This is a genomic window from Amycolatopsis minnesotensis (assembly GCF_039529815.1).
Taxonomy (GTDB): domain Bacteria; phylum Actinomycetota; class Actinomycetes; order Mycobacteriales; family Pseudonocardiaceae; genus Amycolatopsis; species Amycolatopsis minnesotensis.
In genome coordinates, this window is sequence record NZ_BAAANN010000039.1 from 1 (window position 1) to 23,798 (window position 23,798).

Genomic DNA, 23,798 nt, shown 5'->3' on the forward strand with positions numbered 1-23,798 from the left:
CCTGAAGGTCACCTTCGCGGCGTCAGATTCCCCGAAGGGCACCTTCAGGGCATGCGCAGCGGACCTCACCTCGGCCTCTATAGGAGCATCCTTCACGGCATCAGCAGCACCATGCCCTGCGCCGCGAGGGGCGAGATCGCGGCGTCAGATGCCGCGAAGGGCACCTTCACGGCATGAACAAACCCCCGGCGCCCGCTTACCTCACGAGTGCCGCGAGGTCCGCGGCCACTCCCAGCCCAGCCGCCCACCGGCAAGCCGGTGGGCGGGAGAGCGGTCAAGTCGGACGCAGGGCCGCCGAATTCGCGATGGTGGGGGCGCCCGCCACCCCCGTGACGCTCATCTCGGGAGCCGGGCCCCGGCAGTGCAAATTTCGACGACCGAGAGAGGGTAGAGTCGTTCTTCCCCTTCGGGTTTAGAGCTGCTAGGAGCACAGAGTTGTCGGAACCTCGGGTCAGGCGGGCCGAGATCGCTGTCGAACAACACCACGTCGATCGCGTCTACACCCGGCTCGCGGAGCTCCGCACGCAGGCGGAGGCCATGCGGGCGAAGGGCTACGAGATCGGCCACGGTGCCCAGCGTGAGGCCGTTTTCGAACAGGCGTCCATGCTGTTCGAACGGGACATGATGGTGTTCCACGCGAACCAGACGCTCCAGACGCTCGACGCCGAGTACGAGGGGCTCGTGTTCGGCAGGCTCGATCACACCGACACCGAGACCGTCTACGTGGGACGCCTCGGGATCAGGGACGCCGAGTTCGACAACCTGGTCACCGACTGGCGCGCCCCCGCCGCGGCCGCCTTCTACCAGGCCACCGCCGAGGAGCCGATGGACGTGGTGCGCCGCCGCGTGATCCGCTGCTCCGGGCAGAACGTGCTCGACGTGGACGACGACGTGCTCATCGCGGACGCGGTGCCCGAGGGCATGCCGATCGTCGGCGAGGGCGCGCTGATGGCCGCGCTGGGCCGGTCCCGCGGCGAGAAGATGCGCGACATCGTCGCCACCATCCAGCGCGAGCAGGACGAGGTGATCAGGGCGCCGTGGCGCGGGGTCACCGAGATCACCGGCGGCCCCGGCACCGGGAAGACCGCCGTCGCGCTGCACCGCGCCGCGTACCTGCTCTACCGCCACCGGCGCCAGCTCGGCGGCGCGGGCGTGCTGGTCGTCGGGCCGTCCGGGGTGTTCACCAGCTACATCTCGCGCGTGCTGCCGTCGATGGGTGAGACCAATGTGGAGCTGCGCGCGCTCGGCGAGCTGCTCGACGGCGTCGGTGGCGCCGACGGGAGCCACCAGGACGCGGCACCGCTGGCCGCGGTGAAGGGCTCGCTCCGGATGCGGAAGGTGCTCCTGCGCGCGCTGCGCGACACCCCGCCCGACGTTCCCGAGGAGATGCGCATCGTCTACCGGGGCGAGGTGCTGAAGCTCTCCGCGAAGGAGCTGGAGAAGGTCCGCCGCAAGGTGCACACGCACGGCGGGCCGCCGAACCGGTCGCGGATCCGCGCGGCGGAAACCCTGCTCGACGCGCTCGCCGACAAGGCTGAGGAGTACGCCACCGCGGACGGCAAGACGATCGACAGGGCCGAGCTGATCACCGATCTCGGCGAGCGGATCGACTTCCACCGGTTCCTCGTGGTGTGGTGGCCGGTGCTGTACCCGGGCGAGGTGCTGCGCTGGCTCTCCGACGAGAGGCGCCTCGCGCGCGCCGGGAAGCAACTGCTCAACCGCGACGAGATCAGCATGCTGGCGGCGTCCATGGCGGACCGCTCCCACGGCTGGTCGGTGGCGGACGTGGCGATGCTCGACGAGCTGCGGGTGCTGGCGGGCCCGCCGCCGAAGCGCAGGCACCGCCCGGTGGACCTGGAGGCGGAGCCGACGCCCCGCGGCAGCACCGGCACCGGGCCGCAGCGCCCCGAGCACTACGACGAGTACTCGCACATCGTGGTGGACGAGTCGCAGGACCTCTCGCCGATGCAGTGGCGGATGGTCGGCAGGCGCGGCAAGTACGCGAGCTGGACCGTGGTCGGCGACCCGGTGCAGAGTTCGTGGCCGGACCCCGCCGAGGCCGCGCAGGCGCGCGACCAGGCGTTCGGCGTGCGGACCGCGCGGCGGCGGTACACGCTGCGCACGAACTACCGGAACTCGGCGGAGATCTTCGACCTCGCGGCGAAGGTGGTCGTGGGGCAGGCCGGTTCGGACGAGCTGCCGAAGGCGGTGCGCACGACGGGGCTCACGCCAGACGTGCGCCCGGTGGACGTCGCGGCGCTGGAGCACGAGACGCAGGCGGCGGCGAAGGAACTGCTCGCGGCGGTCGAGGGCACCGTCGGCGTGATCACCGCGATGGACCGGGTCGACGAGGTGTCCGGCTGGCTCTCCGGGCAGGCCGACGAACGGCTCAAGGTCGTCGGCAGCCTGGACTCCAAGGGCCTCGAGTACGACGCGGTGGTTCTGGTGGAGCCGATGGACCTCGTCACGGAGTCGACGACGGGACGGCGTGTGCTCTACGTCGCATTGACACGGGCGACGCAGCAGCTGACCGTGCTGGCCTCCGACCCGGACTGGCTGCCGTCACCGCGGTGACCGGCGCATCGACCGCACGGGGTGACCGCACCGGGACCCCCTGCAGCGGGTAACCGATTTCCCGTCCCCATTCTCTTTATCGGGACGTGATTGATCATATCTTTAGGTAATTCTATTCCCACGCGCCCACGCAGTTGGTTTATTCCTCACCGCAAGCGCGGGGGCTGATTTCCGCTCTGGTGTTTACTAATTCTCCCCCACGGGTTTCAATGCACGACGAGCGAATTGAGGGGTTCAGTTCATTCACCACATGCGATAGGGGCATGCCGAAAGGAATGGGAGTGGTGCAGATGAGGTCGCGCACGCGACGCCGGCTGACGGCGGTCACGGTGGCGGCGGTGGCGACCGCCGCACTGGCCGCCTGCGGGAACGCTCCGACGGCCACTCCCGCGGCACACCAGATGGCACTGCAGCCGGACCTCATCGACCAGGCGCCCGTGGCCAGCGCAGAGGAAATCGCGCAGAGCGCGACGGCGGCGGCGATCAAGAAGCGCGGCCAGCTCATCATCGGCGGCGACCTCGACATGCCCCTGCTCTCGCAGCAGAACCCGACCACCGGGCAAACCGAGGGCTTCGACGCGACATTGGGCAAGATGCTTGCCAAATACATCATCGGCACACCCGATACGAAGATCACTTCACTGACCCCCGAGATCAGGGAAACGCTATTGAAGATCAACACGGTGGATGTCGTGATCCGCATTTACACGATCACCGAGAAACGGGCCGAACAGGTCAGTTTCGCCGGGCCGTACCTGACTTCCGGTCAGGCCATCGCCACTCTCAAGACCACCAAGAACATCAGCAAGCCATCCGATCTTGTCGGGAAGAAGGTGGCCGCGGTCAGCAACACGACGAGTGCCGCCGCCGTGCAGGCGCAGGCGCCCGGCGCGAAGCTCACCACCTACAACACCGGCGCGGAGTGCGTCTCGGCGCTCGAACAGGGCACCGCCGACGCCTACGTGCACGATCTGACCGTGCTCGCGGGCGCGGCACAGCTCAACAAGAAGATCCAGGTGGTCGACAGCTCGTTCACGAACGACCCCTACGGCATCGGGATCAGGCACGGCGACACCTCGTTCAAGAAGTTCATCAACACCTGGCTGAAGAAGATCGAGGACAACGGGCTGTGGCAGGCGGCGTGGAAGAAGTCGCTCGGCACGGTGGTGCTCGGCGACGCGCCGACGCCGCCCGTGATCGGGTCGGTGGCAGGCTCCTGACGTGACGGGGCATGTGACCCGCGCGGCACACCGGGAAGGTTCTCGGCGTCCGGCACGTTGCACATCGACGTGACTGTTCTGCCTGATGTGCGCCTGTCCGTGCTCGACCTCTCGCCCGTCGAGAGCGGTTCCGACGCCGGCGCCGCGCTGCGCAACACCATCGACCTCGCCCGCAACGCCGAGCGGCTCGGCTACCACCGCTACTGGGTGGCCGAGCACCACAACATGCCGGGGATCGCCAGCTCGGCGACGGCGGTGCTGATCGGGCACGTGGCGACCGCGACCGAGACGATCAGGGTCGGCTCCGGCGGGATCATGCTGCCGAACCACGCGCCGATCATCGTGGCCGAGCAGTTCGGCATGCTCGAAGCGTTCCACCCCGGCCGGATCGACCTCGGCATCGGGCGCGCGCCCGGCACGGACCAGCGCACCGCGATCGCGCTGCGCGGTTCCGGGGCGGCGCTGTCGGCCGACGCGTTCCCCCAGCAGCTGACCGAGCTGATGGCCTACTTCGAGCCGGAGGAAGGGCGCGCGGTGCGGGCAGTGCCCGCGGAGGGCAACAAGCCGCCGTTCTGGCTGCTCGGTTCGAGCGGGTTCAGCGCCCAGCTCGCCGGGATGCTCGGGCTGCCGTTCGCCTTCGCCCACCACTTCAGCGCCGAGAACACCGAGCCGGCGGTGCAGCTCTACCGGGACTCCTTCCGGCCGTCGGCCGTCCTCGACGAGCCGTACGTGATGCTCGGCGCCTCGGTGGTGTGCGCCGAGACGGACGAGAAGGCGCGCTGGCTCGCGGCGCCGAGCGGCCTGTCGTTCCTGAGCCTTCGCCGGGGCAGGCCGATCCCGCTGCCGACCCCGCAGGAGGCGGCCGACTACCCGTACACCGAGATGGACGAGGCCTTCATCGCCGAGCGCATGTCGAGCAACATCGTCGGTTCGCCCGAGACCGTCCACAAGGGACTGGAGAGGCTGGTTTCGGACACCGGCGCCGACGAGGTCATGGTGACCACGATGGTGCACGGGCACGCCGACCGCGTCCGCTCCTACGAACTGGTGGCAGACCTGGTCCGCTGAGCGGGTTTCCCGAGACCGCCGGAATTGCTTGTCGCTTCCGACAGCGACCACCTGAAAAATTGTCACAACTACGCAAGAAAAGCGTGGTTACCAGGCCGTAACCCTGTCCTTTGCGGGAAGTTCTTGCCCTCTGACCAGGCCCGAAGTTAGCGTACCGACCAGTAACGAGTCGTGCGTTAAAAACCGGGGCCTACTTCAGCCATTCCTCCGAATGGCCCAGAGAAAGCATCGATCCCGGGCAATCGATGCTGCGCACGGGCGATCAGGGAGGTGGCGTGGCATTTCCGTCGGAAAAGGCGCGGGCGCCAAGGCGGCCGCTGCCCGGCGAGGCCGCGCTCCGGCAGACCGGGCGCCTCTACGCACTCGGCCTCGACGTGCTCCGCTGCCTGTTCAAGCGGCCCTTCCAGTTCCGTGAGCTGGTCGGGCAGTTCTGGTTCATCGCCAGCGTCTCGATCCTGCCGACCGCGCTGGTCGCCATCCCGTTCGGCGCGGTGATCGCGCTGCACCTCGGCTCGCTCACCACCCAGATCGGCGCGCAGTCGTTCACCGGCGCGGCGAGCGTGCTCGCGATCATCCAGCAGGCGAGCCCGATCGTCACCGCGCTGCTCATCGCGGGCGCGGGCGGTTCCGCGATGTGCGCCGACCTCGGTTCCCGCACCATCCGCGAAGAAATCGACGCGATGGAGGTGCTCGGCGTCTCCCCCGTCCAGCGGCTCATCGTGCCGAGGGTGCTCGCCGCGATGGGCGTGGCGGCCTTCCTCAACGGCATGGTCAGCGTCGTCGGCGTGCTGGGCGGCTACTTCTTCAACGTGATCATGCAGGGCGGCACCCCCGGCGCCTACCTCGCGAGCTTCTCCGCGCTCGCCCAGCTCCCCGACCTGTGGGTCAGCGAGCTGAAGGCGGTCGTGTTCGGGTTCGTGGCCGCGATCGTCGCGTCCTACCGCGGCCTGAACCCGCGCGGTGGCCCGAAGGGCGTCGGCGACGCGGTGAACCAGTCCGTCGTCATCACCTTCCTGCTGCTGTTCCTGCTCAACCTCGTGATCAGCGCGCTGTACGTGCAGCTGGTGCCGCCGAAGGGAATGTGACGCGCGATGGTGACGAGCACCCAGCAGCGCGTGCGCCAGGCGGTCGACCGCCGCTTCGGCTTCCTCGACACGCTCGGCGACCAGATCTTCTTCGCGCTCAGGGCGCTGGGCTGGGTGCCCCGCGCGCTCACCCGCTACGGCAAGGAGATCATCCGGCTGCTCGCCGAGGTCAGCTTCGGCAGCGGCGCGCTCGCGGTCATCGGCGGCACGATCGGCGTGATGGTCGGGATGAGCGTGTTCACCGGATCCGTGGTCGGCCTGCAGGGCTACTCCGCGCTGAACCAGGTGGGCACCTCGGCGTTCGCCGGGTTCGTCTCGGCCTACTTCAACACCCGCGAGATCGCGCCGCTCGTCGCGGGCCTCGCGCTGTCGGCGACGGTCGGCTGCGGGTTCACCGCGCAGCTCGGCGCGATGCGGATCTCCGAGGAGATCGACGCGCTGGAAGTGATGGGCGTGCCGAGCGTGCCGTACCTGGTGACCACGCGGATCATCGCCGGGTTCGTCGCGGTGATCCCGTTGTACGCGATCGGCCTGCTCACCTCCTACGTCGCGTCGCGCCAGATCACCGTGTGGGTGTTCGGCCAGTCGGCAGGCACCTACGACCACTACTTCCAGTTGTTCCTGCCCCCGATCGACGTGCTGTGGTCGTTCGGGAAGGTACTGGTGTTCAGCGTCGTCGTGGTGCTGGCGCACTGCTTCTACGGGTTCCGCGCGAGCGGCGGCCCGGCCGGGGTCGGCGTCGCCGTCGGGCGGGGCGTGCGCACCGCGATCGTGTCGATCAGCGTGCTGGACTTCTTCCTCAGCCTCGCGATCTGGGGCGCCACCACGACGGTGAAGGTGGCCGGATGAGCGCACTGGGCGAGCGCAAGGTGGTCCGGCGCGGTGCCGGGGTCGTCTTCCTGGTCGTGATCGGCCTGCTGATCACCTTGTCGATAAAGATCTACGACAAGGACTTCGACTCCTCGGTGCCGGTCACCCTGCGCACGGACCGCGTCGGCAACCAGTTGCACGTCACCTCCGAGGTCAAGGCGCGCGGCGTGGTGGTCGGCGAGGTGCGCGGGATCAGGGGCACCGGCGACGGAGCGGAGATCGACCTCGCGCTCGAACCGGGCAAGCTCGCGCGCCTGCCCAAGAACGTCTCGGCGCTGCTGGTGCCGAAGACGCTGTTCGGCGAGCGCTACGTCCAACTGTCCATTCCGGACTCCGGAAGGCAGCCCCCGCTGGCGCCGGGTGACGTGATCGGGCAGGACCGCTCCGCGAACGCGATCGAGCTGGAGCGCGTGTTCGACAACCTCCTCCCGGTGCTGAAGGCGGTGCAGCCGCAGAAGCTCGCGACCACGCTGACCGCGGTGGCCACCGCGCTGCAGGACCGCGGCACGCAGCTCGGCGACACGCTCACCACCGCCGCCGACTACCTGGAGAAGTTCAACCCGAGCCTGCCGAGGCTGAACGCGAACATCCGCGACCTGGCGAAGGTGAGCAACCTCTACGGCGACATCGCGCCGGATCTGCTCGACGCGCTCACGTCGACCGCGGTCACGCTGAACACGGTCAAGGACCAGCGTGCCCAGCTCGGTTCGCTGTACGACAAGGTCACCACGTCCGCGCAGGACGTCACCACGTTCCTGAAGCAGAACAAGGACACCATCATCAAACTGTCCGCGTCGGGCAGGGCACCGCTGGAGCTGACCGCCCGCTATTCGTCGAGCTTTCCCTGCACCTTCACCGCGATGGCGGCGCTCGCGCCCGAAATGGACAAGGTACTCGGCAAGGGCACCGACGAACCCGGTATGCACGTCGACGCGATCGTGACCCAGTCGCGCGGGAAGTACGTGCCGGGCAAGGACGATCCGGTGTACACCGCGAGCGGTGGCCCGAAGTGCTACCCGGGCGGGGTCACGCCGACCGAAGGCGCCACCGTCGCGGGCGGCTCGGCGCACCCGCTCGGCGCGACGACCGCCGACGGGCTCGGGCTCGCGAACTCGCCGCAGGAGCGCGAGCTGATCGCCTCGCTCGTGGCGCCGTCGATCGGCGTGCCCACCGCGGACGTCCCCGCCTGGGGCAGTGTCCTCATCGGACCGCTCTACCGCGGGGCGGAGGTGACCCTGAAATGAGGAACATCACCGGCGCGCTCATCAAGGCGATCGCCTTCATTCTCGTTACCGGGCTGGCCACGGTCGTGCTGGCACTGTCCATCAACAACACCGGGATCGGGCAGACCGACTCCTACGGCGCGCGGTTCACCGACGCCACCGCGCTCGTGGTCGGCGACGACGTGCGGATCTCCGGGGTGCGGGTCGGGCAGGTCGAGGCGCTCGACATCGTCGACCAGCACCTCGCACACGTGACGTTTTCGGTCGACCACGGGCGGAAGCTGCCCGCGGACCTGACCGCGGTGATCAAGTACCGCAACATGGTCGGCCAGCGCTACGTCGCGCTCGAACGCGGCAAGGGCACGAACCGGACGCTCGCCCCCGGTGCCGAGATCCCGATCGAGCGCACCACGCCCGCGCTGGACCTGACCGATCTGTTCAACGGGTTCAAACCGCTCTTCCAGGCGCTGTCCCCGACCGACGTCAACCAGCTCTCCGGCGAGATCGTGCAGGTGCTGCAGGGTGAGGGCGGCACCGTGGAGAGCCTGCTCGCGCACACCGGGTCGCTCACGTCCACTTTGGCCGGTCGCGACAAGGTGATCGGGAACGTGATCACGAATCTCAACTCGGTGCTGAAGAACATCAACGACAAGGGCGACGCACTGTCCACTTTGATCACTACGCTGCGCGAGCTGGTGTCGGGGCTCGCCGGTGACCGCACCGCGATCGGCGACTCCATCCAGGGCATCGCCGACCTGTCCACCGCCACCGCGGGGTTGCTGAAGGACGCGCGCCCGCCGCTGAAGGACACGATCACCGGCCTCGGCGCGCTTTCGAACCAGCTCGACAAGTCCTCCGGCGACGTCGAGAAGTTCCTGACGCTGCTCCCGCAGAAGCTCGAAGCGGTCGGGAAGGCCAGTTCGTACGGGTCGTGGACGAACTTCTTCCTGTGCCAGGCCGTGCTCACCTCGAACCCGCAGCAGTCCGTGGTCAGCGACGCGGCGAGGTGCAGGCGATGAAGTCGTTCAAGGAGCGCAACCCGGTCACCATCGGCGCGATCGGCAGCGTGGTGCTCGCCGCCGTGGTCACCGGCACGTTCTACTGGCAGGACCTGCCGCTCGTCGGCTCCGGTACGAGCTACGCGGCCGAGTTCGGCGAGGCGGCCGGCCTGCAGCCCGACGACGAGGTCAGGATCGCCGGGATCAAGGTCGGCGAGGTCAGCGCCGTCGATCTCGCCGACGACCACGTGGTGGTCAAGTTCCGGGTGGAAGACGCGTGGCTCGGCAACAAGACCTCGGCCGAGATCAAGATCAAGACCCTGCTCGGCCGCAAGTTCCTCGCGCTGCACCCGCTCGGGGACGCCGAGCAGGACCCGGCGGCGGCGATCCCACGCAACCGCACGGTCACGCCCTACGACGTCACCGAGGCGTTCAACGGGCTCGCGAACACCGTCGGCTCGATCGACACCACCCAGCTCGCGCAGAGCTTCCGCAGCATCTCCGACACGTTCAAGGACTCGCCGGAGCACGTCAGGCTCGCGCTCGACGGGCTTTCGGCGCTGTCGAAGACGATCGCCTCGCGGGACGACCAGCTCGCCGAACTGCTGGCCAGCGCGCACAAGATCAGCGGCACGCTCGCGAACTCCAGCGGTGACTTCGACAAGCTCCTCGGCGACGGCAACCTCCTGCTGACCGAACTGGCCAACCGGCGGGACGCGATCCACGCGCTGCTGGTCGGCGCGCAGGACCTCGGGAAGCAGCTTTCCGGGCTGGTCGCGGACAACACCGGTCAGCTCGAAAAGGCGCTGGGCAAGCTGAGCAGCGTCACCGGGATCCTCAAGCGGCACAACGACGATCTCGACCACGCGCTGACGGTCGCCGGGCCGTACTTCCGCGTGGTCACCAACATCGGCGGCTCCGGCCACTGGATCGACAGCTACGTGTGCGGTCTCGTCCCGGACAACCGCGATCCGTGCACGCCGCCGAAGGGAGGGGGACGGTGACCGACACGAGGTTCGGGCTGCGCGTCACCAGGCTCGTCACCATCGCGATCGTGCTCGCGCTCGTCGTGATCGGCGGGATGTGGTGGCTGTTCTCCGGGTCGGGCGACCGCCACGTCACCGCGTACTTCACCAGGGCGGTCGGTGTCTACAGTGGATCGGACGTGCGGCTGCTCGGTGTCCGGATCGGACAGGTCGACAGCGTCACCCCGCGCGGCGAACAGGTCGAGGTCGCGATGACCATCGACGCCGGGATCGGCGTATCGGACTCGGCGAACGTGCTCGTGGTCGCGCCGAGCGTGGTCGCGGACCGGTACGTGCAGTTCTCGAAACCCGCCCTGCGCGGCCCGATGCTGCCCGACGGAGCGGTGATCGGAGTCAACCGCACCGGCACCCCGGTCGAACTGGACGAGCTCTACGCGAGCCTCAACACCCTCACCGAATCGCTCGGGCCCAAGGGGGCCAACGCGAACGGGGCACTGAGCGATCTGCTCGACACCGGCGCGGCGAACCTGTCCGGCAACGGCAAGGCGGTCAACGACGCGGTGCGCAACTTCGCCGATCTCGCCAAGACGCTCGCCGGGTCGAAGGACGACCTGTTCGGCACGGTCGACGAGCTGCAGAAGTTCACCAGCATGCTGGCAGGCGACGACGACAAGGTGCGCGGGGTGAACAAGCAGCTGACCACGGTGCTGCAGACGCTTTCCGCGGACCGCACGGAGCTTTCCGGCGCGCTCACCACGCTCGGCAGCGCGCTCGCCGACGTACAGGACTTCATCAAGAAGAACCGCGCGCTGATCAAGACCAATGTGGACAATCTCGCGCGGACGACGCAGACCCTCGTCGACAAGCGCGCCTCGCTCGGCGAGGCACTGGATTCGCTCCCGCTGGCGGTGTCGAACGTGCTGAACGCCTTCGACCCGAAGACCGGCACGCTGCAGGGCCGGACCGTGCTCCCGGAGTACTACCCGTTTTCCGCCGTGCCGGGAGGGGCGAAGTGATGCGCAGGATCCGCTTCGCCGCCGTCGCGGTCGCGCTGTGCCTCGGCGCGGCCACCGGGTGCTCGTCCGACGAGTTCAAGGGCGTCTACGACCTCCCGCTGCCCGGCGGCGCCGATCTCGGCGACCACTCCTACCGGGTCACCGTCCAGTTCGCCGACGTGCTCGACCTGGTGCCGCAGGCGGCGGTGAAGGTCAACGACGTCGCGGTCGGCCGGGTCGAGACGATCGGGCTCGGCGCCGACGGGTGGACCGCGCAGGCCGTCGTCGCGGTGAACGGCGGGATTTCGCTGCCAGCCAACGCCGTCGCCAGGCTGCGCCAGTCGAGCCTGCTCGGGGAGAAGTTCGTCGAACTGGCGCCACCCGAATCCGACGGCGAGGGCAAACTGGTCGACGGCGCGGTGATCCCGGTGTCGCGCACCAACCGCAACCCCGAGGTCGAGGAGATCTTCGGCGCGCTTTCGCTGCTGCTCAACGGCGGCGGGATCGGCCAGCTCCAGACGATCAACCGCGAGCTGACCAAGGTGCTCAAGGGAAACGAGAACGAGATCAGGTCGTTCCTGGCGGGCACGGACAAGCTGGTGTCCGATTTGGACGCACACCGCGGCGACATCACCGAAGCGCTCGACGGGCTCAACCGGCTCTCCACCACGCTGGTCAACCGGCAGCACCAGGTCTCCGGCGCGCTCACGGACCTGACGCCGGGCCTGAAGTCCCTTTCGGACCAGCGAAGCGCGCTGGTCACCATGCTCCAGTCGCTCGACCAGCTCGCCGGCGTCGCGGTCGACACGATCAACCGGAGCAAGGACGACATGATCGCCGACCTGACCGCGCTGTCCCCGATCCTCGACCGGCTGGCGAAGGCGAGCGAGGACGGGAAACTGGCCAGGGCGCTGGAAATCCTGCCGACCTTCCCGTTCACCGACGAGGTGCTCAACGCGAACAAGGGCGACTACCTCAACATGTTCGTGCGGATGGCACCCGGCGCGGGCGTCATCGTCCAGCCGCCCGATCCGACCGCGCTGCCGCTGCCCGCGTCGGGACCGGTCGAGAAGATCGCCGGAGGCCGCTGATGGTCAGCGTCAAGGTGCGGGTGCAGGTCATCGCGTTCGTGGTGATCGCCCTCGTCGTGGTCGCCTTCATCGGCGCCAAGTACGCCGGGCTCGGCAGGGCGTTCGGCGGCGGTTACGTCGTCAAGCTCGAACTCGCCGAAGGCGGCGGGGTGTTCACCAACGGCGAGGTCACCTACCGCGGGGTGGCCGTCGGCAGGGTCGGCGAACTCCGGCTCACCGACACCGGAATGGAGGCCGATCTCCTGATCGACTCGGCGGCGCCGGACATCCCGGTGAACTCGCGCGCGGTGGTGGCGAACCGGTCCGCGGTCGGCGAGCAGTACGTCGACCTGCAGCCCCGCACCGGCGACGGCCCGTTCCTCGCCGACGGGGCGACGATCCCGAAGGAGTCGACCGCGGTCCCGCTGCCGGTGCAGACCCTGCTCGGAAACCTCAGCGCGTTCACCGGCTCGGTCCCGACCGATTCGCTGCGCACGGTGGTCGACGAACTGGACACCGCGTTCCAGGGCACCGGCGGCGATCTCCAGACCCTGATCGACTCGGCCGCCGAGTTCACCAGGACCGCGGCGCGGCACCTGCCGCAGACGACCACGCTCATCGACGACGGCAAGACCGTGCTGAGCACGCAGGCCGGCTCGTCCGGTGAATGGCGCTCCTTCAGCTCGAACGCGAAGAAGTTCGCCGCCGAGCTGGCGAAGTCCGACGGCGACCTGCGCAAGCTCATCGGCACCGCGCCCGAGGCCGCGACCCAGCTCACCGGGCTGCTCCGCGACACCAACCCCGGGCTTTCGGTGCTGCTGGCGAACCTGCTCACCACCTCGAACCTGGTCAGCACCAGGACGAACGGGCTGGAGCAGCTCTTCGCGCTCACGCCGCAGGCCGTCGACAAGCTGACGAACGCGATCTCGCAGGACACCGGACGCCTGTCCATCGTGCTCACCTTCGCCGACCCGCCGCCCTGCGTCTCGGGGTACGGCGGGACGCAGCGGCGCAGCCCGTCCGACACGTCGTCCGCCCCGTTCAACCTGAACGCTAAGTGCACCCTGCCCCGCGGTGACCAGAGCCTCGTCCGCGGCGCGCAGAACGCGCCGAAGGGCGGTGTCCCGCCCGCCGCGGCCCCCGGTTCCGGCCCGCTCGGGCTGGCGCCGCTGCCGGTTTCCAGCACGTTGGAGGAGATGCTGTGGCTGAAGAAGTGACGAAGCGGCGCGGGCCGCTGTACGCCGCGATCGCGGCCGTCGTCGTGGCCGCTGGCTTCGCGGGCTGGGCAGGCTGGTCGTGGGTCGACGCCGGCACGGACAACGGGCTCGACTACGCCAGGACGCGAGCGGCGGTGCTGGAGACCGGACGGGCGCAGGTCGCCGAACTGACCACTTTGGACTACCACAACGTCGACCGCGGTATCGCCAGGTGGCTGGAGCAGTCCACCGGCGCGCTGCGCGACCGGCTCGCCGCCACCGACGAAGCCACCAAGAAGACCTTGGCCGGCAACGGTTCGGTGGCCACCGGCAAGGTGCTCGACGCCGCGGTCAGCGAGCTCGACAAGGACACCGGTACCGCGCGGATGCTCGCCTCCGTCGAGATCTCCGTGGCGAAGGACGGCACGGCCCCGACGACCAACCGCAACCGGTTCGCCGTCGCGCTGACCAGGACCCCGGCTGGCTGGAAGCTCAGCGCTCTCGACCCGATCCCCGTGGGGGCGTCATGAGTACCACCGACGACGTGCTTTTTCCAGCGGAGGAGCCATGAGCACCGACGACGTGCTTTTCCCAGCGGAGGAGCCATGAGCACCGAAACGGCGACAACCGAGGCCGGAACGGACTTCGACGCGGTGGAAGCCGAAGCCGAGGTGAACGACACCGGCACGGTCGACGAGCCGCGCTCGTGGTGGGCGCGGTTGCCGAAGGTGCCCGCACTGCTCGCCGCCGTGGCACTCGTGCTCGCGGGTGCGGGCGGCTGGTTCCTCGCCGAGGCGCACGCCGCGAAGACCTTCGAGGGCGCGGACAACACGGCACAGCTCGACGCCGCGACGACGGCGCAGGTCAGCGCCGCCGCGACGAACTCGCTCAACAAGATCTTCTCCTACTCCTACGACAAGACCGACGTGACCGAGCGGGCCGCGAAGGAGGTGCTGCGCGGCAAGGCGCTCGACTCGTACAACCAGCTCTTCGCCCGCGTGCGCGAGCTGGCCCCGCAGCAGAAGCTCGTACTCACCTCCCGCGTCGTGGAATCCGCGGTGTCCTCGCTGACCGGTGCCCGCGCGCAGGTGCTCGCTTTTCTCGACCAATCGGCGACCAGGGCCGACAAAGGATCCGCGGAAGCGGCGGCCTCCCAGCTTTCGGTGACCTTGGAACGGGCGGGCTCGTCCTGGGTGATCACCGATCTCGTACCCCGATAAGAATTTCCCCACTATCCGACGACATTTTCCCACCCCGCTCCCCGCAAGTCTCAACGGCGAGAAAACCGAAGGAGAAAACTGCGATGATACGCCGTCTCCGCACCGAGGGTAACCGGAAGAGAATGGGCAGGCTGGCCGCGCTCACCGCCGCCGCCACGATCGCCACCAACGCGCTGGCCGCGGTACCCGCATCCGCGGACGATCCGGTCGAGTTCCCGGTGTCGTTCTCGGTGAGCGGGTCGACCGTGGTCAAGAAGACCGGCAGCGCGATGAAGCTCGGCCCCGGCAAGCTCGACGGCGCGCTGATCGTGACCGAGACGAGCCTCGGCATCAGGGGCGATCTGTCCCTGCCCACCTCGAAGGCGGACATTTCGCTGGTGTCAGGGCTGTTCCGGATCAAGGCCACGGTGAAGGTGGTGCCGGTCGGCCAGGTCACCGGCACGCTCAAGGACGGTGACCTGAACACGCACACGCAGGCCAACATGGAGATCAGCGACATCTGGGCAGGCCCGATCGTGCCGATCTTCCCGCTGCCCACGGTGCCGAACAGCTGCAAGACGGTCAGCCCGATCAACCTCGACCTGTCCGCCAAGAACGTGGACGTGTTCACCGATCCGAAGATCACGGTGACCGGCAGCTACACCATTCCGTCCTTCAAGGACTGCTTCATCGCCGACATCGCGCTCGGCGCACTGGTTTCCGGGCCGGGCAACACGATCTCGCTCGATCTGGTGTCCAACCAGAACTGAGTCGCGCGGTCCGTGCGGCGCACCGCTTCCCGGCGCGCCGCACGGATCTCACGCGGCGGCCTGCAGTGCGACGATCTGCTGCTGGCCCGCCGAAATCGCGAGCATGCCCGGCGTCATCCGGCAGCCGTCCTGCGGGCTGATGTCGCAACCCGGCGAGTTGCTCACCGAGCCGCGATCGTCGAAGCCCCAGGCGTAGTAGGTGCCGTCGGCCTTCCACGCGACGCTGAAGTTGCCGCCGCTGTCGATCCCGGTCACACCGGAGGACAGCGCGGGCGGCACATCGGTCTGCCCCCACTGGTTGTCGCCCCAGGCGAGCACCGCGCCGTTCTTGATCGCGAGGCTGTGCTGGTATCCCGCGGCGACCGCGGTCACCCCCGAGGCCGCCGCCGCGGGAACGGTGCTCTGGCCGTACCGGTTCGCGCCCCACGCGAGCACGGCGCCGTTCTTCAAGGCGAGGCTGTGGTCGCCGCCGGCCGAAATCGCCGACACCCCGGACTGCGCGGCCACGGGCACGTCCGTCCGCGAACCCCAGCTGAGCACCTGGCCGTTCTGCTTGAGCGCGAGGCTGTGGAACACGTCGCTGGAGATCGCGGTGACCCCGGAGGTCGCCGCCGCGGGCACGGTTGTCTGGCCGTACCAGGAATTTCCCCATGCGTAGACGCGTCCCGCCTTGAGCGCCAGCTCGTGCCCCCACCCGGAGGCGACGGCCGAGACACCCGAGGCGAGTCCGGCGGGAACGGTCAGCTGGCCGTACTGGTTGTCACCCCAGACGAGCACGCCGCCGTTTTTCAGCGCCAGCGCGTTGATCCCGCCCGCGGACACCGCCGAAACACCGGAAGCCGCTTCAGCGGGCACCGAAGGCAGGTCGAACACTTCCAGTCCCCACTGCGTCACCGGGCCCGACGCGGCGGCCGCATCGGCCGACACCCCCGGCATTCCGGCGGCGACGGCCAGCGCGGCGAGCGCCACCGCGGGCCAGCCGCGAAAGATCCTTTTCCTCATGCCGTTCGCCCTCCAAGTCCGCAGGGGATACCGCGGCGGATGGTAGCCCGCGCCCGCCGCCTCCCCCGATATCCGATCGGGTTTTTGTCAAATTCCGACAGAACCACCGGTCTCATTAGGCAAAAAGGGAGCAACAATGTCCATGAAGGACGGAGCGGGGAAAGACGTGACGCCATCGTCTTGTCCCTTACGCAACTGGTAAGTAACATAGCGACCATCGGCGAAGTGTCAGCCGATCGGGGAGAGTTGACCCCGCCGGGTGCCCTGTCGTGCTCCGGCGGACAGCGCGCCACGCGCTCATTTCGTCCGCATGCGGAATGCACTTCGATATAGAGCGAAGTTGATGTACACAGTCGAGACGGCTTAGCGTCAAAGGAGATTGCAAGTATGTCGCGCAAACTGGGCAGGGCCATCGCCGTATCCGCCGCGGTCGCGGCCGCGGTCAGCATGAGCGTCGTTGGCACCGCCTCCGCCGCCACCACCATCACCTACAAGACCGGGGACACGAACCTCAGCTGCAGCTTCCCCCTGATCGGAAACCAGCCCGTGCTGCTCAAGGCGCAGTTCGACGCGCCGGACGCGGTCTCGACCGGGAACGTCATCACCCCGGCCAACGTCAAGGCGACCGCGACGATTTCCGCCGCGCTGCACAACACCCTGACCAACCTCGGCTACAACGGCGTACAGGGCCACGCGGACGCGCAGGTGACCAGCGTCGGCCTCAGCCCGAGCCCGGCCGCGCTGGCCAACCTGACCATCCCGACCCAGACCTACCCGGCCGGTGGCGCGATCGACGTCAACATCAACGACACCGGTGCCACCATCCCGGCCTTCACCGTGACCGGCGCGGCGGGCACGCAGGCCAGCGTCACGCTGTCCGGCACGTTCAACGCACCCATCGAGCTGCTCAAGACCGCGGGCGGATCGACCCCGTGGACGATGAAGTGCACGATCAAGTCGGGCACCCCGGCGTTCTCGCCGAACGTCACCATCAGCTGATCCACCGCCTGGCCGGTGGTGGCTCCGGCCACCACCGGCCAGGCGCTTTCCCGCGCCGTCGACGGGAGAAGCGCAGGCCGGGGGGAGCCATCGGGCCATGATCGTCAGGAAGTGCAGATGAGATCTCGTCGCCGGTTCGGCAGGGCACTGACCGCGTTCACCGCGGGAGTCGGTGGCGTGGCGCTGGCCGCGGGCGCCGCGGCAGGTGCGAGCCCGCCGTCGAAACCGTCCACCGACTCGGTGCGGCACCAGGTGGTCGCCAAGACCGAGTACGACTGCGGCACCGGCGAAGGCGCGGTCGCGCAAAAGCTGCCGGTCGAGATCACCGCCACCCTGCCGAACTTCGTCGAGCAGGGCAAACCGGTGAAAGTGGACGACTTGGCTTTCAGCTTCTCGCTGGCCCATGACGCGATTCCGCCGTCACCGGCGCCGACGAGCACGAGCGGCGAACCGTCCACTGTGGTCACCGCGCGCGGGTCGGCCACCGCGGACCTCGGTACGACCGTCGCGGGGAAGCGTACGACCACTCCGCTGAAACTGTCCATTGACGACACTCCGGTGAACCCGGCAGGCACCACCACGTTCACCGCGAAGGGCGGCACGGCCGCCGCCATCGGCTCGGCGACGAGTACCGTGCTGCTCGACATGGGCGCACCGGTGATCACGCTTGGCTCCGGGACCGCGGAGACCACCTTCACCTGCACGGCCGATGCGCCGACGACGCTCGGCTCCGCACTCGTCCGTACCGAGGACGGCCGAACCCCGGACAACTCGAAACCGGCTACCGGAAAGAAGACCACGCCGCTAGCCGCGGGCGGCACCGCGGAAACGCTGAGCGAGCCGGGTTACATCTACTTCGGAGTGGAGCCGTTCAAAATCGACGGCTACTCCACGGTGAAGAAGGCCAAGACCCGGCTGAAGATCGACACCGTACTCGTCAACAACATATTCGGGAGCCCGCTCGAGACGGGTCTGCCGTCGAAGCAGACCGGTGACCTCCGGTTCTCGGTGATGAAGGCGAACCTGCTCGGCTTCGACTTCGTCCCGACCAGTGCGGACGTCGAGTTGCTCCCACCGGACTACGAGGGCGGGAACGCGACGGTACCCGCGGCGGTCATCCTCTACCCCGGCGACATCACCTCGCACCTCGAAGTCTTCGTTCGCATCACGAACGTGAAGGTGAACGGGGTGCCACTGGACGTCGGACCGAACTGTCGCACCGCGACCCCGGCATCGATCGACTTGACCACCACGATCTGGGACCCGGTCGCGGGCGGGATCCTCAAGACCGACCCGGCCGCCAAGGACCCCAGGTACCGGGGCTTCACCCTGCCCGCGTTCACCGGCTGCGGCCGGACGGAACCGCTGAGCCCGTTGATCTCGGGGCTCAACTCGGGGCCGGACAACCAGGCCTGCATCACCGGCAGGGGGCTGAGCACGCCGCCCGATCCCAGCGCCCCGAAGTGCTGATCGCCTACCGGGCGGGTTCGGTGCGGGTGGGGAGCAGGTCGGCGATCCGGTAGCCGTCCCACGAACTGCCGCGCTGCACGGGTGCGGGTGCCTTCGTCGAGTCCGCGCGCAGGATCAGTTCCATCTCGAACCTGGCCGCCGGGTCTTCCAGCTTGTCGCCGAAGGTCGCCTGCAGCTGGCGCATCCGGTAGCGGACGGTCTGCGGGTGCACGTCCAGCCGCTCGGCGATGTCGACGACGTTTCCCTGGCTGTCCAGCCAGGCGCGCAGGGTCTCCATCATCCGGTCGCGCTGCTTCGCGGTGAGCCCGGCGAGCGGCGCGAAAAGCTTGGCGCGCAAGTGGTCCACGAGCAGTTCGTCGGCGTGCAGCAGCACGGTCGCGAGGTGCTCCTCGCTGCGCAGCACCGCGGTTTCGGCGATCACGCCGGTCTCGGCGAGCGCGAGCGTGCGGCGCGCCCAGCGCAGCGAGTCGCCCGCGGCGGCCAGCGGCACCCTCGCGCCGATCGCGAGACGGCAGCGCGGCAGCATCATCTGCAGTGACGCGACCCTCGACGACGTGATCTCGCCCGGCACGAGCAGATGCGGCTCGGCACCGTCCAGTTCGGCGAGGACGTCCGAGTCGAGCAGGGAACGCGCGGGCACGTGCCCGGTTCCGGGCAGTGGCCGCACCGCGACGAGCGAGACCTCGGAGGGCACCTCCCAGCCGATCAGGTGCGCCAGCTCGGCGATCGCCTTCGCCGGCACCGAAGGGACCTCGAGAATGAGCTGCAGCAACCGTCTTCGCCAGGTGTCGAGCGCGTCCGCGGTGCTCGCCTTCGCCTCCAGATAGCCGTCGAGCGCGACCGAGGCCAGTTCGTCCATGAACGCGAGCATCGCGTCGGCGAGCTGGGACATCACCGCCGAGGAGAGCCCGCTGCGCCGCCCGACCCGCATGATCCGCCGCCACGAAACCCGCGCGCCGACGCGGTAGGCGGCCTGCAGGGTGTCCAGGCTCCGGCCGGCCCGCATCTCGTACTGGCCGAGCCGGTGGTGCACGTCGTGGGAGTCTTCCTTCGAGACGCTCGGATCGGCGATCTGCTCGACGAACAGCGTGATCGCGTACTGCACGCCCGCCCTGATCGCCTTGCCGTATGGCCCGTCGAGCGGGCGCGCGTAGGCCGGGATCGACGAGCGGATCTCTTCGACGATCTCGTCGGCGAGGCTCCCGAGTTCGGGCCGCAGCAGATCGGCCAGCTTGCGGGGCAGGGGGCCGAGTGTCCGCGTCTCGTCGATCCCTCGCTCCAGGCCCACGAAAACTCCTCGCCTCGATGTCCTGGCCGCCCCAGTGCGGCCCGCCCCGGCCGACGACCGGGGTGACACCGAACACATCGAAAAACTAGCCGCGAATGTGTCACTTCCCGCACAAGAAACCGATTTCTTGTCCGGTTGTGACAAAATCACCCGGCATCGCGGCGCTCGGATGACAACTATCCCGGCGACTGGTCCGAAAGGGCGTCACCCAGGGGGACCGGATGCCGCACCGTCGAGCAGCCTGCCGATCTCGGCCAGCACCGGCCCGAGCGCGGCCACTTCCCCCCGGTCCGCCGCCGTGCATTCGGTGATGCCCGCGCCGATCACCGGGATGTCGCCGAGCGCGGCGAGCAGCCGGGTGAGCGCGGTGACGGTGATCCCGCCGTCCTCCGGGTAGTTGACCGCGGCGAACTCGGCCGGGTCCAGCACGTCGAGATCGAGGTGCAGGTAGAGCCGGTCCGCCCCGGTCGCGGCGAGCGCGGCCAGCACGGTTTCCGGATCGGCGGACCCGGCCAGCACGGCGAGCCCGTCGTCCACGGCGGCGCGCTCTCCCTCGTCGAAGGAACGGGTACCGGCGAGGACGGCGCGCCCCGGGGTCAGCGCCGGGCTGGCGGCGAACTCCGCGTCACCGTCGCCGAGGGCGGACCGCAGCACCATGCCGTGGAAGGCGCCCGATGGCGACGTCTCGGCGGTGTTCAGGTCGGGGTGCGCGTCGAGCCACAGCACCCCGAGACCGTCGCCGTGCCGGAACCGGGCGACCCCGAGCGGCACGTGCTCGACACCGCAGTCGCCGCCGATGGTGAGCACCGGGCCTTCCGGCGCTTCGAGCGCGAGGAGCTGCGACGCCCGATCCGCGACCAGCGCCTCCCGGTGCGCGATACCGTCCACTGTGGACGACTCCGCGCCGCCGATCGGCACCTCGTGCACGTCCTGGCCGAGCACCTCGCCCGCGAAGCCCGCGAGCGCGCGGCACCCGCCGGGGAGCTTGGCGGAGTTCGGGACGAGCGAACCGAGGCGCTGCGGCACGGCGTTGATGAGCATCGCCCCAAGGTAAACCACCTCAGGGTCATCCCTGAACTTCTCGCGAACCACTTGTTTGCGTCGCGCAAATAGCTCTACGGTCTCTTCCATGAGGCCGAGCAACGAGGACCTGGAACGAATCGTCTACCCGCTCACCCGGATCGCCGAGGGGATGCGCCGGGCGCAGGCACGCAACTTCGATCCGACCAAGATCGCGATCCTGCGGGAAGCCGGGATCAAGGGGCAGGTCAGGCCCTCGGAGATCGCCTCCGGCCTGGAGCTGCACCAGTCCTCGATCGCCAGGTCCACCCGCGTGCTGGAGGACGCGGGCCACGTCAAGGTCGATCCCGATCCCGACGACCGGCGCTCCTGCCTGATCTCGCTGACCGAGGCGGGCTGGGACGAGGTGCGCAGGCTGACCGCGCTCGGCTTGGACCGGTTCGCGGAGTTCCTCGAATCGTGGGACGCCGAGGAGGTCCGGCGGTTCGGGTCGCTGTTGACCAAATTCGAAGAGTCCGTCGCCGAGGTGAAAGCCAGGGAGAGCACCCCGGGCGGACGGCGCTGGCAGAAGAAAGGCAACACATGAGCACGCACGTGATCGTCGCCGGTGGGGGTATCGGCGGCCTCGCACTCGCGCAGGGCCTGCAACGCCACGGAATCGAGGTGACCGTCCTCGAACGCGACCCGTCACCCGCCATCCGCGGTCAGGGGTACCGGATCCACATCGACGACACCGGCGGGGCGGCGCTGCACCAGGTGCTGACACCCGAGCTGTTCGACCTCTACCAGGCGACGTCGACGAAAGCGGGCGCGCGCCGGATCGTCACGCTCGACCACCACGGCACCGAGCTGCGGGTGATCGACCTGCCGGAGCGCGACGACCCGGTCCAGCACACCGCGGTGAACCGGCGGACGTTGCGGCAGGTCCTGCTCGACGGGCTGCCGGTCCGGTTCGGAAGCAGGGTGACCGGCGCCGAAGAACGCGAGGACGGCGTCCGCGCGCTGCTCGCCGACGGGTCGCATGTGGACGGTGACGTGCTGGTCGCCGCCGACGGCGCCGGTTCGGTGCTGCGGGCCGTGATCGCGCCGGAAGCCGAGGTCGCCGACACCGGTCTCCGGTGCGTCTACGGCCGCTCCCCGTTGCGCGAGGACGAGCTGACCGCGTTTTCGGCCGTGCTCGGCCCGGCGGGGGCGACACTGGTGTTCGGTGCCTACAACCCGAGGCGCCCGATCGCCGAGCTGGACACCGAAGTGGCGCTCGATCCCGTCGACGGATACCTGATGTGGGCGCTGATCACCACCGAGGACCTGTCCGAAGACGCCACCGAGCTGCACCGGTACGCGCTCGACGTCGTTCGGGACTGGGATCCGCCGCTGCGCGACATCGTGGCGAACGCTGAGGTCGGCGCCACCTTCCCGATCACGATCCGCACCTCGGTCCGCGTGGGGCCGTGGCCGAGCGGGCGGCTGACCGCGCTCGGCGACGCGATCCACGCGATGAGCCCGGCGGGCGGGGTCGGCGCGAACACCGCGCTTCGCGACGCCGCGCTGCTCTCGGACTCCTTGGCCGCGGTCAACCGCGGCGAATCGGACCTCGTGCCCGCGATCGCGGCCTACGAGGCGGAAATGCGCGAGTACGCGTTCGAAGCCGTCGAAAGCTCGGCGGTCGCCGCGCGCTCGCTCGTCCCCGGAGCGCGGTCATGACCCCGAAGCTGCGCGCCACCCTGCCGCTGCTGCTCGACCTCGTAGTGCCGATCGGCGGATACTTCTTGCTCAGCAAGGCTTTCGGGGTCGACGAGTTCTGGGCGCTGGCGATCTCGGGCACGGCCACCGGGATCGCGACCGCCGTCAACACCGTGCGGGCACGGAAGGTCGACGCCTTCGGCCTGCTGATCCTGCTCGAACTGGCACTGTCCCTCGTGGTGCTGGCGGTCACCGACGACCCGAGGATCATCCTGCTCAAACCCGGCTTCCTGATCGGCGTCGCGGGAATCTACGCGCTGGTCACGTGTTTCACGGGCAAACCGCTGGTGTACGAGTCGGGGAAACCGTTCGCCACCAAGGGAGACCCCGCGATGCTCGCCGCGTACGAACGGGCGTGGGACCGCTCGGCCCTGATGCGGCGGACCATGCGGGCGGTGACCGCGGTGTGGGCGGCCGCGTTCCTGGTCGACGCCGTGGTGCGCACCGTCATCGTGCTCAGCTTCAGCGCGCAGGAAATCGACGAGTCGTTCCTGCTGTCGCAGGCGCCGCTGATCGCGCTGCTCGTGCTCGCGATCGCCTACACCCGGCTGCGCATGCGCCCGCTACGCCCCATCGTCGAAGCGCAACTCGAACCTTCCGCCCGCTGAGATCCCCGCGCGCGTGCCCCGAGGATGCTCCTGGAGAGGTCGGCGGGTCCGCCGCGCCTGCCCCGAAGGGGCCCTTGGGGGAATCTGATGCCGTGAAGGGCGCCTTCGGGGCATCAGCGGCTCCACGTCACGCGCGGTGAGGGGCGAGATCGCGGCGTCAGGTTCCTCCAAGGCGCCCTTCGGGGCATGGGCTGGGTTCGTAGCTCGCGTCTCGTTCTCGTGTCCGCGCTGTGCCTCGAAGGGCCTTCATAGGCGTGAATGCCGTGGATGTGGCTTCGTGGGCCTGCTTCTGCTCCGGGTGGATGCCCCGAAGGGGCCCTTGACGGAATCTGACGCCGCGAAGGCGCCCTTCAGGGCATGAGCATCGCCGTGTCGCATGCCGCGAAAGCCGAGATTGAGACGCCAGATTCCTCC

The 23,798-nt window shown here is 69.0% G+C and carries 22 protein-coding genes; 19 read left to right on the top strand and 3 right to left on the bottom strand.

What is annotated here, in order from left to right:
• Window positions 1-435 precede the first annotated feature (435 nt).
• The 14 genes from ABD256_RS35295 to ABD256_RS35360 all read left to right on the top strand — a co-directional run bounded on the left by ABD256_RS35295 (window position 436) and on the right by ABD256_RS35360 (window position 15,254).
• Complete coding sequence (locus ABD256_RS35295; protein WP_344429131.1) at window positions 436-2,574, top strand: HelD family protein; 2,139 nt, start codon at window positions 436-438, stop codon at window positions 2,572-2,574.
• Between the two features lie 290 nt (window positions 2,575-2,864).
• Window positions 2,865-3,794, top strand: coding sequence for a glutamate ABC transporter substrate-binding protein (locus ABD256_RS35300; RefSeq protein WP_344429273.1), 930 nt, complete (start codon window positions 2,865-2,867; stop codon window positions 3,792-3,794).
• A 69-nt stretch (window positions 3,795-3,863) separates the two neighbouring features.
• Entirely contained in the window at window positions 3,864-4,862 is a 999-nt protein-coding gene (locus tag ABD256_RS35305) for an LLM class flavin-dependent oxidoreductase (RefSeq protein WP_344429133.1), read from the top strand.
• Between the two features lie 245 nt (window positions 4,863-5,107).
• Complete coding sequence (locus ABD256_RS35310) at window positions 5,108-5,947, top strand: MlaE family ABC transporter permease (RefSeq protein ID WP_425546575.1); 840 nt, start codon at window positions 5,108-5,110, stop codon at window positions 5,945-5,947.
• Window positions 5,948-5,953: 6 nt separating this feature from the next.
• On the top strand, window positions 5,954-6,796 hold the full coding sequence (locus tag ABD256_RS35315) for an MlaE family ABC transporter permease (RefSeq protein WP_344429136.1): 843 nt from the start codon (window positions 5,954-5,956) through the stop codon (window positions 6,794-6,796).
• The gene (locus ABD256_RS35320) at window positions 6,793-8,061 is read left to right on the top strand and encodes an MCE family protein (protein ID WP_344429138.1); all 1,269 of its coding nucleotides are present in this window, start codon (window positions 6,793-6,795) and stop codon (window positions 8,059-8,061) included. The genes ABD256_RS35315 and ABD256_RS35320 overlap by 4 nt, the downstream gene beginning before the upstream one ends.
• A complete protein-coding gene (locus ABD256_RS35325; protein WP_344429139.1) occupies window positions 8,058-9,059 on the top strand; it encodes an MCE family protein in 1,002 nt (333 codons plus the stop codon). Before ABD256_RS35320 ends, ABD256_RS35325 begins: the two co-directional genes overlap by 4 nt.
• Window positions 9,056-10,042 (top strand): MCE family protein, encoded by a 987-nt coding sequence (locus tag ABD256_RS35330; protein WP_344429140.1) that lies wholly within the window; start codon window positions 9,056-9,058, stop codon window positions 10,040-10,042. Before ABD256_RS35325 ends, ABD256_RS35330 begins: the two co-directional genes overlap by 4 nt.
• Entirely contained in the window at window positions 10,039-11,040 is a 1,002-nt protein-coding gene (locus ABD256_RS35335; RefSeq protein WP_344429142.1) for an MCE family protein, read from the top strand. Before ABD256_RS35330 ends, ABD256_RS35335 begins: the two co-directional genes overlap by 4 nt.
• A complete protein-coding gene (locus tag ABD256_RS35340; protein ID WP_344429144.1) occupies window positions 11,040-12,110 on the top strand; it encodes an MCE family protein in 1,071 nt (356 codons plus the stop codon). The genes ABD256_RS35335 and ABD256_RS35340 overlap by 1 nt, the downstream gene beginning before the upstream one ends.
• Complete coding sequence (locus tag ABD256_RS35345) at window positions 12,110-13,306, top strand: MCE family protein (RefSeq protein ID WP_344429145.1); 1,197 nt, start codon at window positions 12,110-12,112, stop codon at window positions 13,304-13,306. Before ABD256_RS35340 ends, ABD256_RS35345 begins: the two co-directional genes overlap by 1 nt.
• Complete coding sequence (locus ABD256_RS35350; protein ID WP_344429147.1) at window positions 13,291-13,815, top strand: hypothetical protein; 525 nt, start codon at window positions 13,291-13,293, stop codon at window positions 13,813-13,815. Before ABD256_RS35345 ends, ABD256_RS35350 begins: the two co-directional genes overlap by 16 nt.
• Window positions 13,816-13,890: 75 nt before the next feature.
• Entirely contained in the window at window positions 13,891-14,505 is a 615-nt protein-coding gene (locus tag ABD256_RS35355) for a hypothetical protein (protein WP_344429149.1), read from the top strand.
• 83 nt (window positions 14,506-14,588) lie between these two features.
• Window positions 14,589-15,254 (top strand): hypothetical protein, encoded by a 666-nt coding sequence (locus ABD256_RS35360; RefSeq protein WP_344429151.1) that lies wholly within the window; start codon window positions 14,589-14,591, stop codon window positions 15,252-15,254.
• Between the two features lie 48 nt (window positions 15,255-15,302).
• On the opposite strand, the gene ABD256_RS35365 is transcribed toward ABD256_RS35360, so the two are convergent.
• The gene (locus ABD256_RS35365) at window positions 15,303-16,256 is read right to left on the bottom strand and encodes an RCC1 domain-containing protein (RefSeq protein WP_344429153.1); all 954 of its coding nucleotides are present in this window, start codon (window positions 16,254-16,256) and stop codon (window positions 15,303-15,305) included.
• Window positions 16,257-16,643: 387 nt separating this feature from the next.
• Between ABD256_RS35365 and ABD256_RS35370 the strand changes: the two genes are divergently transcribed.
• Window positions 16,644-17,255 (top strand): DUF6801 domain-containing protein, encoded by a 612-nt coding sequence (locus ABD256_RS35370; protein WP_344429155.1) that lies wholly within the window; start codon window positions 16,644-16,646, stop codon window positions 17,253-17,255.
• A 117-nt stretch (window positions 17,256-17,372) separates the two neighbouring features.
• Complete coding sequence (locus ABD256_RS35375) at window positions 17,373-18,725, top strand: hypothetical protein (protein WP_344429157.1); 1,353 nt, start codon at window positions 17,373-17,375, stop codon at window positions 18,723-18,725.
• A 4-nt stretch (window positions 18,726-18,729) separates the two neighbouring features.
• Here the strand turns inward: ABD256_RS35375 and ABD256_RS35380 are convergent, their stop codons facing one another.
• On the bottom strand, window positions 18,730-20,013 hold the full coding sequence (locus ABD256_RS35380; RefSeq protein WP_344429159.1) for a PucR-like N-terminal domain-containing protein: 1,284 nt from the start codon (window positions 20,011-20,013) through the stop codon (window positions 18,730-18,732).
• Between the two features lie 204 nt (window positions 20,014-20,217).
• Window positions 20,218-21,054: an arginase family protein gene (locus ABD256_RS35385; RefSeq protein WP_344429161.1), complete on the bottom strand. Its 837-nt coding sequence runs from the start codon at window positions 21,052-21,054 to the stop codon at window positions 20,218-20,220.
• Between the two features lie 88 nt (window positions 21,055-21,142).
• Here ABD256_RS35385 and ABD256_RS35390 point away from each other — a divergent pair, with 88 nt between their 5' ends.
• Genes ABD256_RS35390 through ABD256_RS35400 form a run of 3 tightly spaced genes read left to right on the top strand, consistent with a single transcriptional unit; the run spans window position 21,143 to window position 23,384 of the window.
• Window positions 21,143-21,619, top strand: a complete 477-nt coding sequence (locus tag ABD256_RS35390) for a MarR family winged helix-turn-helix transcriptional regulator (protein WP_344429162.1) — start codon at window positions 21,143-21,145, stop codon at window positions 21,617-21,619.
• Window positions 21,616-22,737: an FAD-dependent oxidoreductase gene (locus ABD256_RS35395; protein WP_344429164.1), complete on the top strand. Its 1,122-nt coding sequence runs from the start codon at window positions 21,616-21,618 to the stop codon at window positions 22,735-22,737. Before ABD256_RS35390 ends, ABD256_RS35395 begins: the two co-directional genes overlap by 4 nt.
• Entirely contained in the window at window positions 22,734-23,384 is a 651-nt protein-coding gene (locus ABD256_RS35400; protein ID WP_344429166.1) for a VC0807 family protein, read from the top strand. Before ABD256_RS35395 ends, ABD256_RS35400 begins: the two co-directional genes overlap by 4 nt.
• Window positions 23,385-23,798 lie beyond the last annotated feature (414 nt).

Excerpts from the sequence above, each read along its gene's own strand:
- ABD256_RS35390 (WP_344429162.1), top strand. The coding sequence starts at position 21,143 with ATGAGGCCGAGCAACGAGGACCTGGAACGAATCGTCTACCCGCTCACC.
- ABD256_RS35300 (WP_344429273.1), top strand. The coding sequence starts at position 2,865 with ATGAGGTCGCGCACGCGACGCCGGCTGACGGCGGTCACGGTGGCGGCG.
- ABD256_RS35395 (WP_344429164.1), top strand. The coding sequence starts at position 21,616 with ATGAGCACGCACGTGATCGTCGCCGGTGGGGGTATCGGCGGCCTCGCA.
- ABD256_RS35360 (WP_344429151.1), top strand. The coding sequence starts at position 14,589 with ATGATACGCCGTCTCCGCACCGAGGGTAACCGGAAGAGAATGGGCAGG.
- ABD256_RS35315 (WP_344429136.1), top strand. The coding sequence starts at position 5,954 with ATGGTGACGAGCACCCAGCAGCGCGTGCGCCAGGCGGTCGACCGCCGC.
- ABD256_RS35310 (WP_425546575.1), top strand. The coding sequence starts at position 5,108 with ATGCTGCGCACGGGCGATCAGGGAGGTGGCGTGGCATTTCCGTCGGAA.
- ABD256_RS35330 (WP_344429140.1), top strand. The coding sequence starts at position 9,056 with ATGAAGTCGTTCAAGGAGCGCAACCCGGTCACCATCGGCGCGATCGGC.
- ABD256_RS35345 (WP_344429145.1), top strand. The coding sequence starts at position 12,110 with ATGGTCAGCGTCAAGGTGCGGGTGCAGGTCATCGCGTTCGTGGTGATC.
- ABD256_RS35320 (WP_344429138.1), top strand. The coding sequence starts at position 6,793 with ATGAGCGCACTGGGCGAGCGCAAGGTGGTCCGGCGCGGTGCCGGGGTC.
- ABD256_RS35370 (WP_344429155.1), top strand. The coding sequence starts at position 16,644 with ATGTCGCGCAAACTGGGCAGGGCCATCGCCGTATCCGCCGCGGTCGCG.
- ABD256_RS35375 (WP_344429157.1), top strand. The coding sequence starts at position 17,373 with ATGAGATCTCGTCGCCGGTTCGGCAGGGCACTGACCGCGTTCACCGCG.
- ABD256_RS35400 (WP_344429166.1), top strand. The coding sequence starts at position 22,734 with ATGACCCCGAAGCTGCGCGCCACCCTGCCGCTGCTGCTCGACCTCGTA.
- ABD256_RS35385 (WP_344429161.1), bottom strand. The coding sequence starts at position 21,054 with ATGCTCATCAACGCCGTGCCGCAGCGCCTCGGTTCGCTCGTCCCGAAC.
- ABD256_RS35325 (WP_344429139.1), top strand. The coding sequence starts at position 8,058 with ATGAGGAACATCACCGGCGCGCTCATCAAGGCGATCGCCTTCATTCTC.
- ABD256_RS35355 (WP_344429149.1), top strand. The coding sequence starts at position 13,891 with ATGAGCACCGAAACGGCGACAACCGAGGCCGGAACGGACTTCGACGCG.
- ABD256_RS35365 (WP_344429153.1), bottom strand. The coding sequence starts at position 16,256 with ATGAGGAAAAGGATCTTTCGCGGCTGGCCCGCGGTGGCGCTCGCCGCG.
- ABD256_RS35340 (WP_344429144.1), top strand. The coding sequence starts at position 11,040 with ATGCGCAGGATCCGCTTCGCCGCCGTCGCGGTCGCGCTGTGCCTCGGC.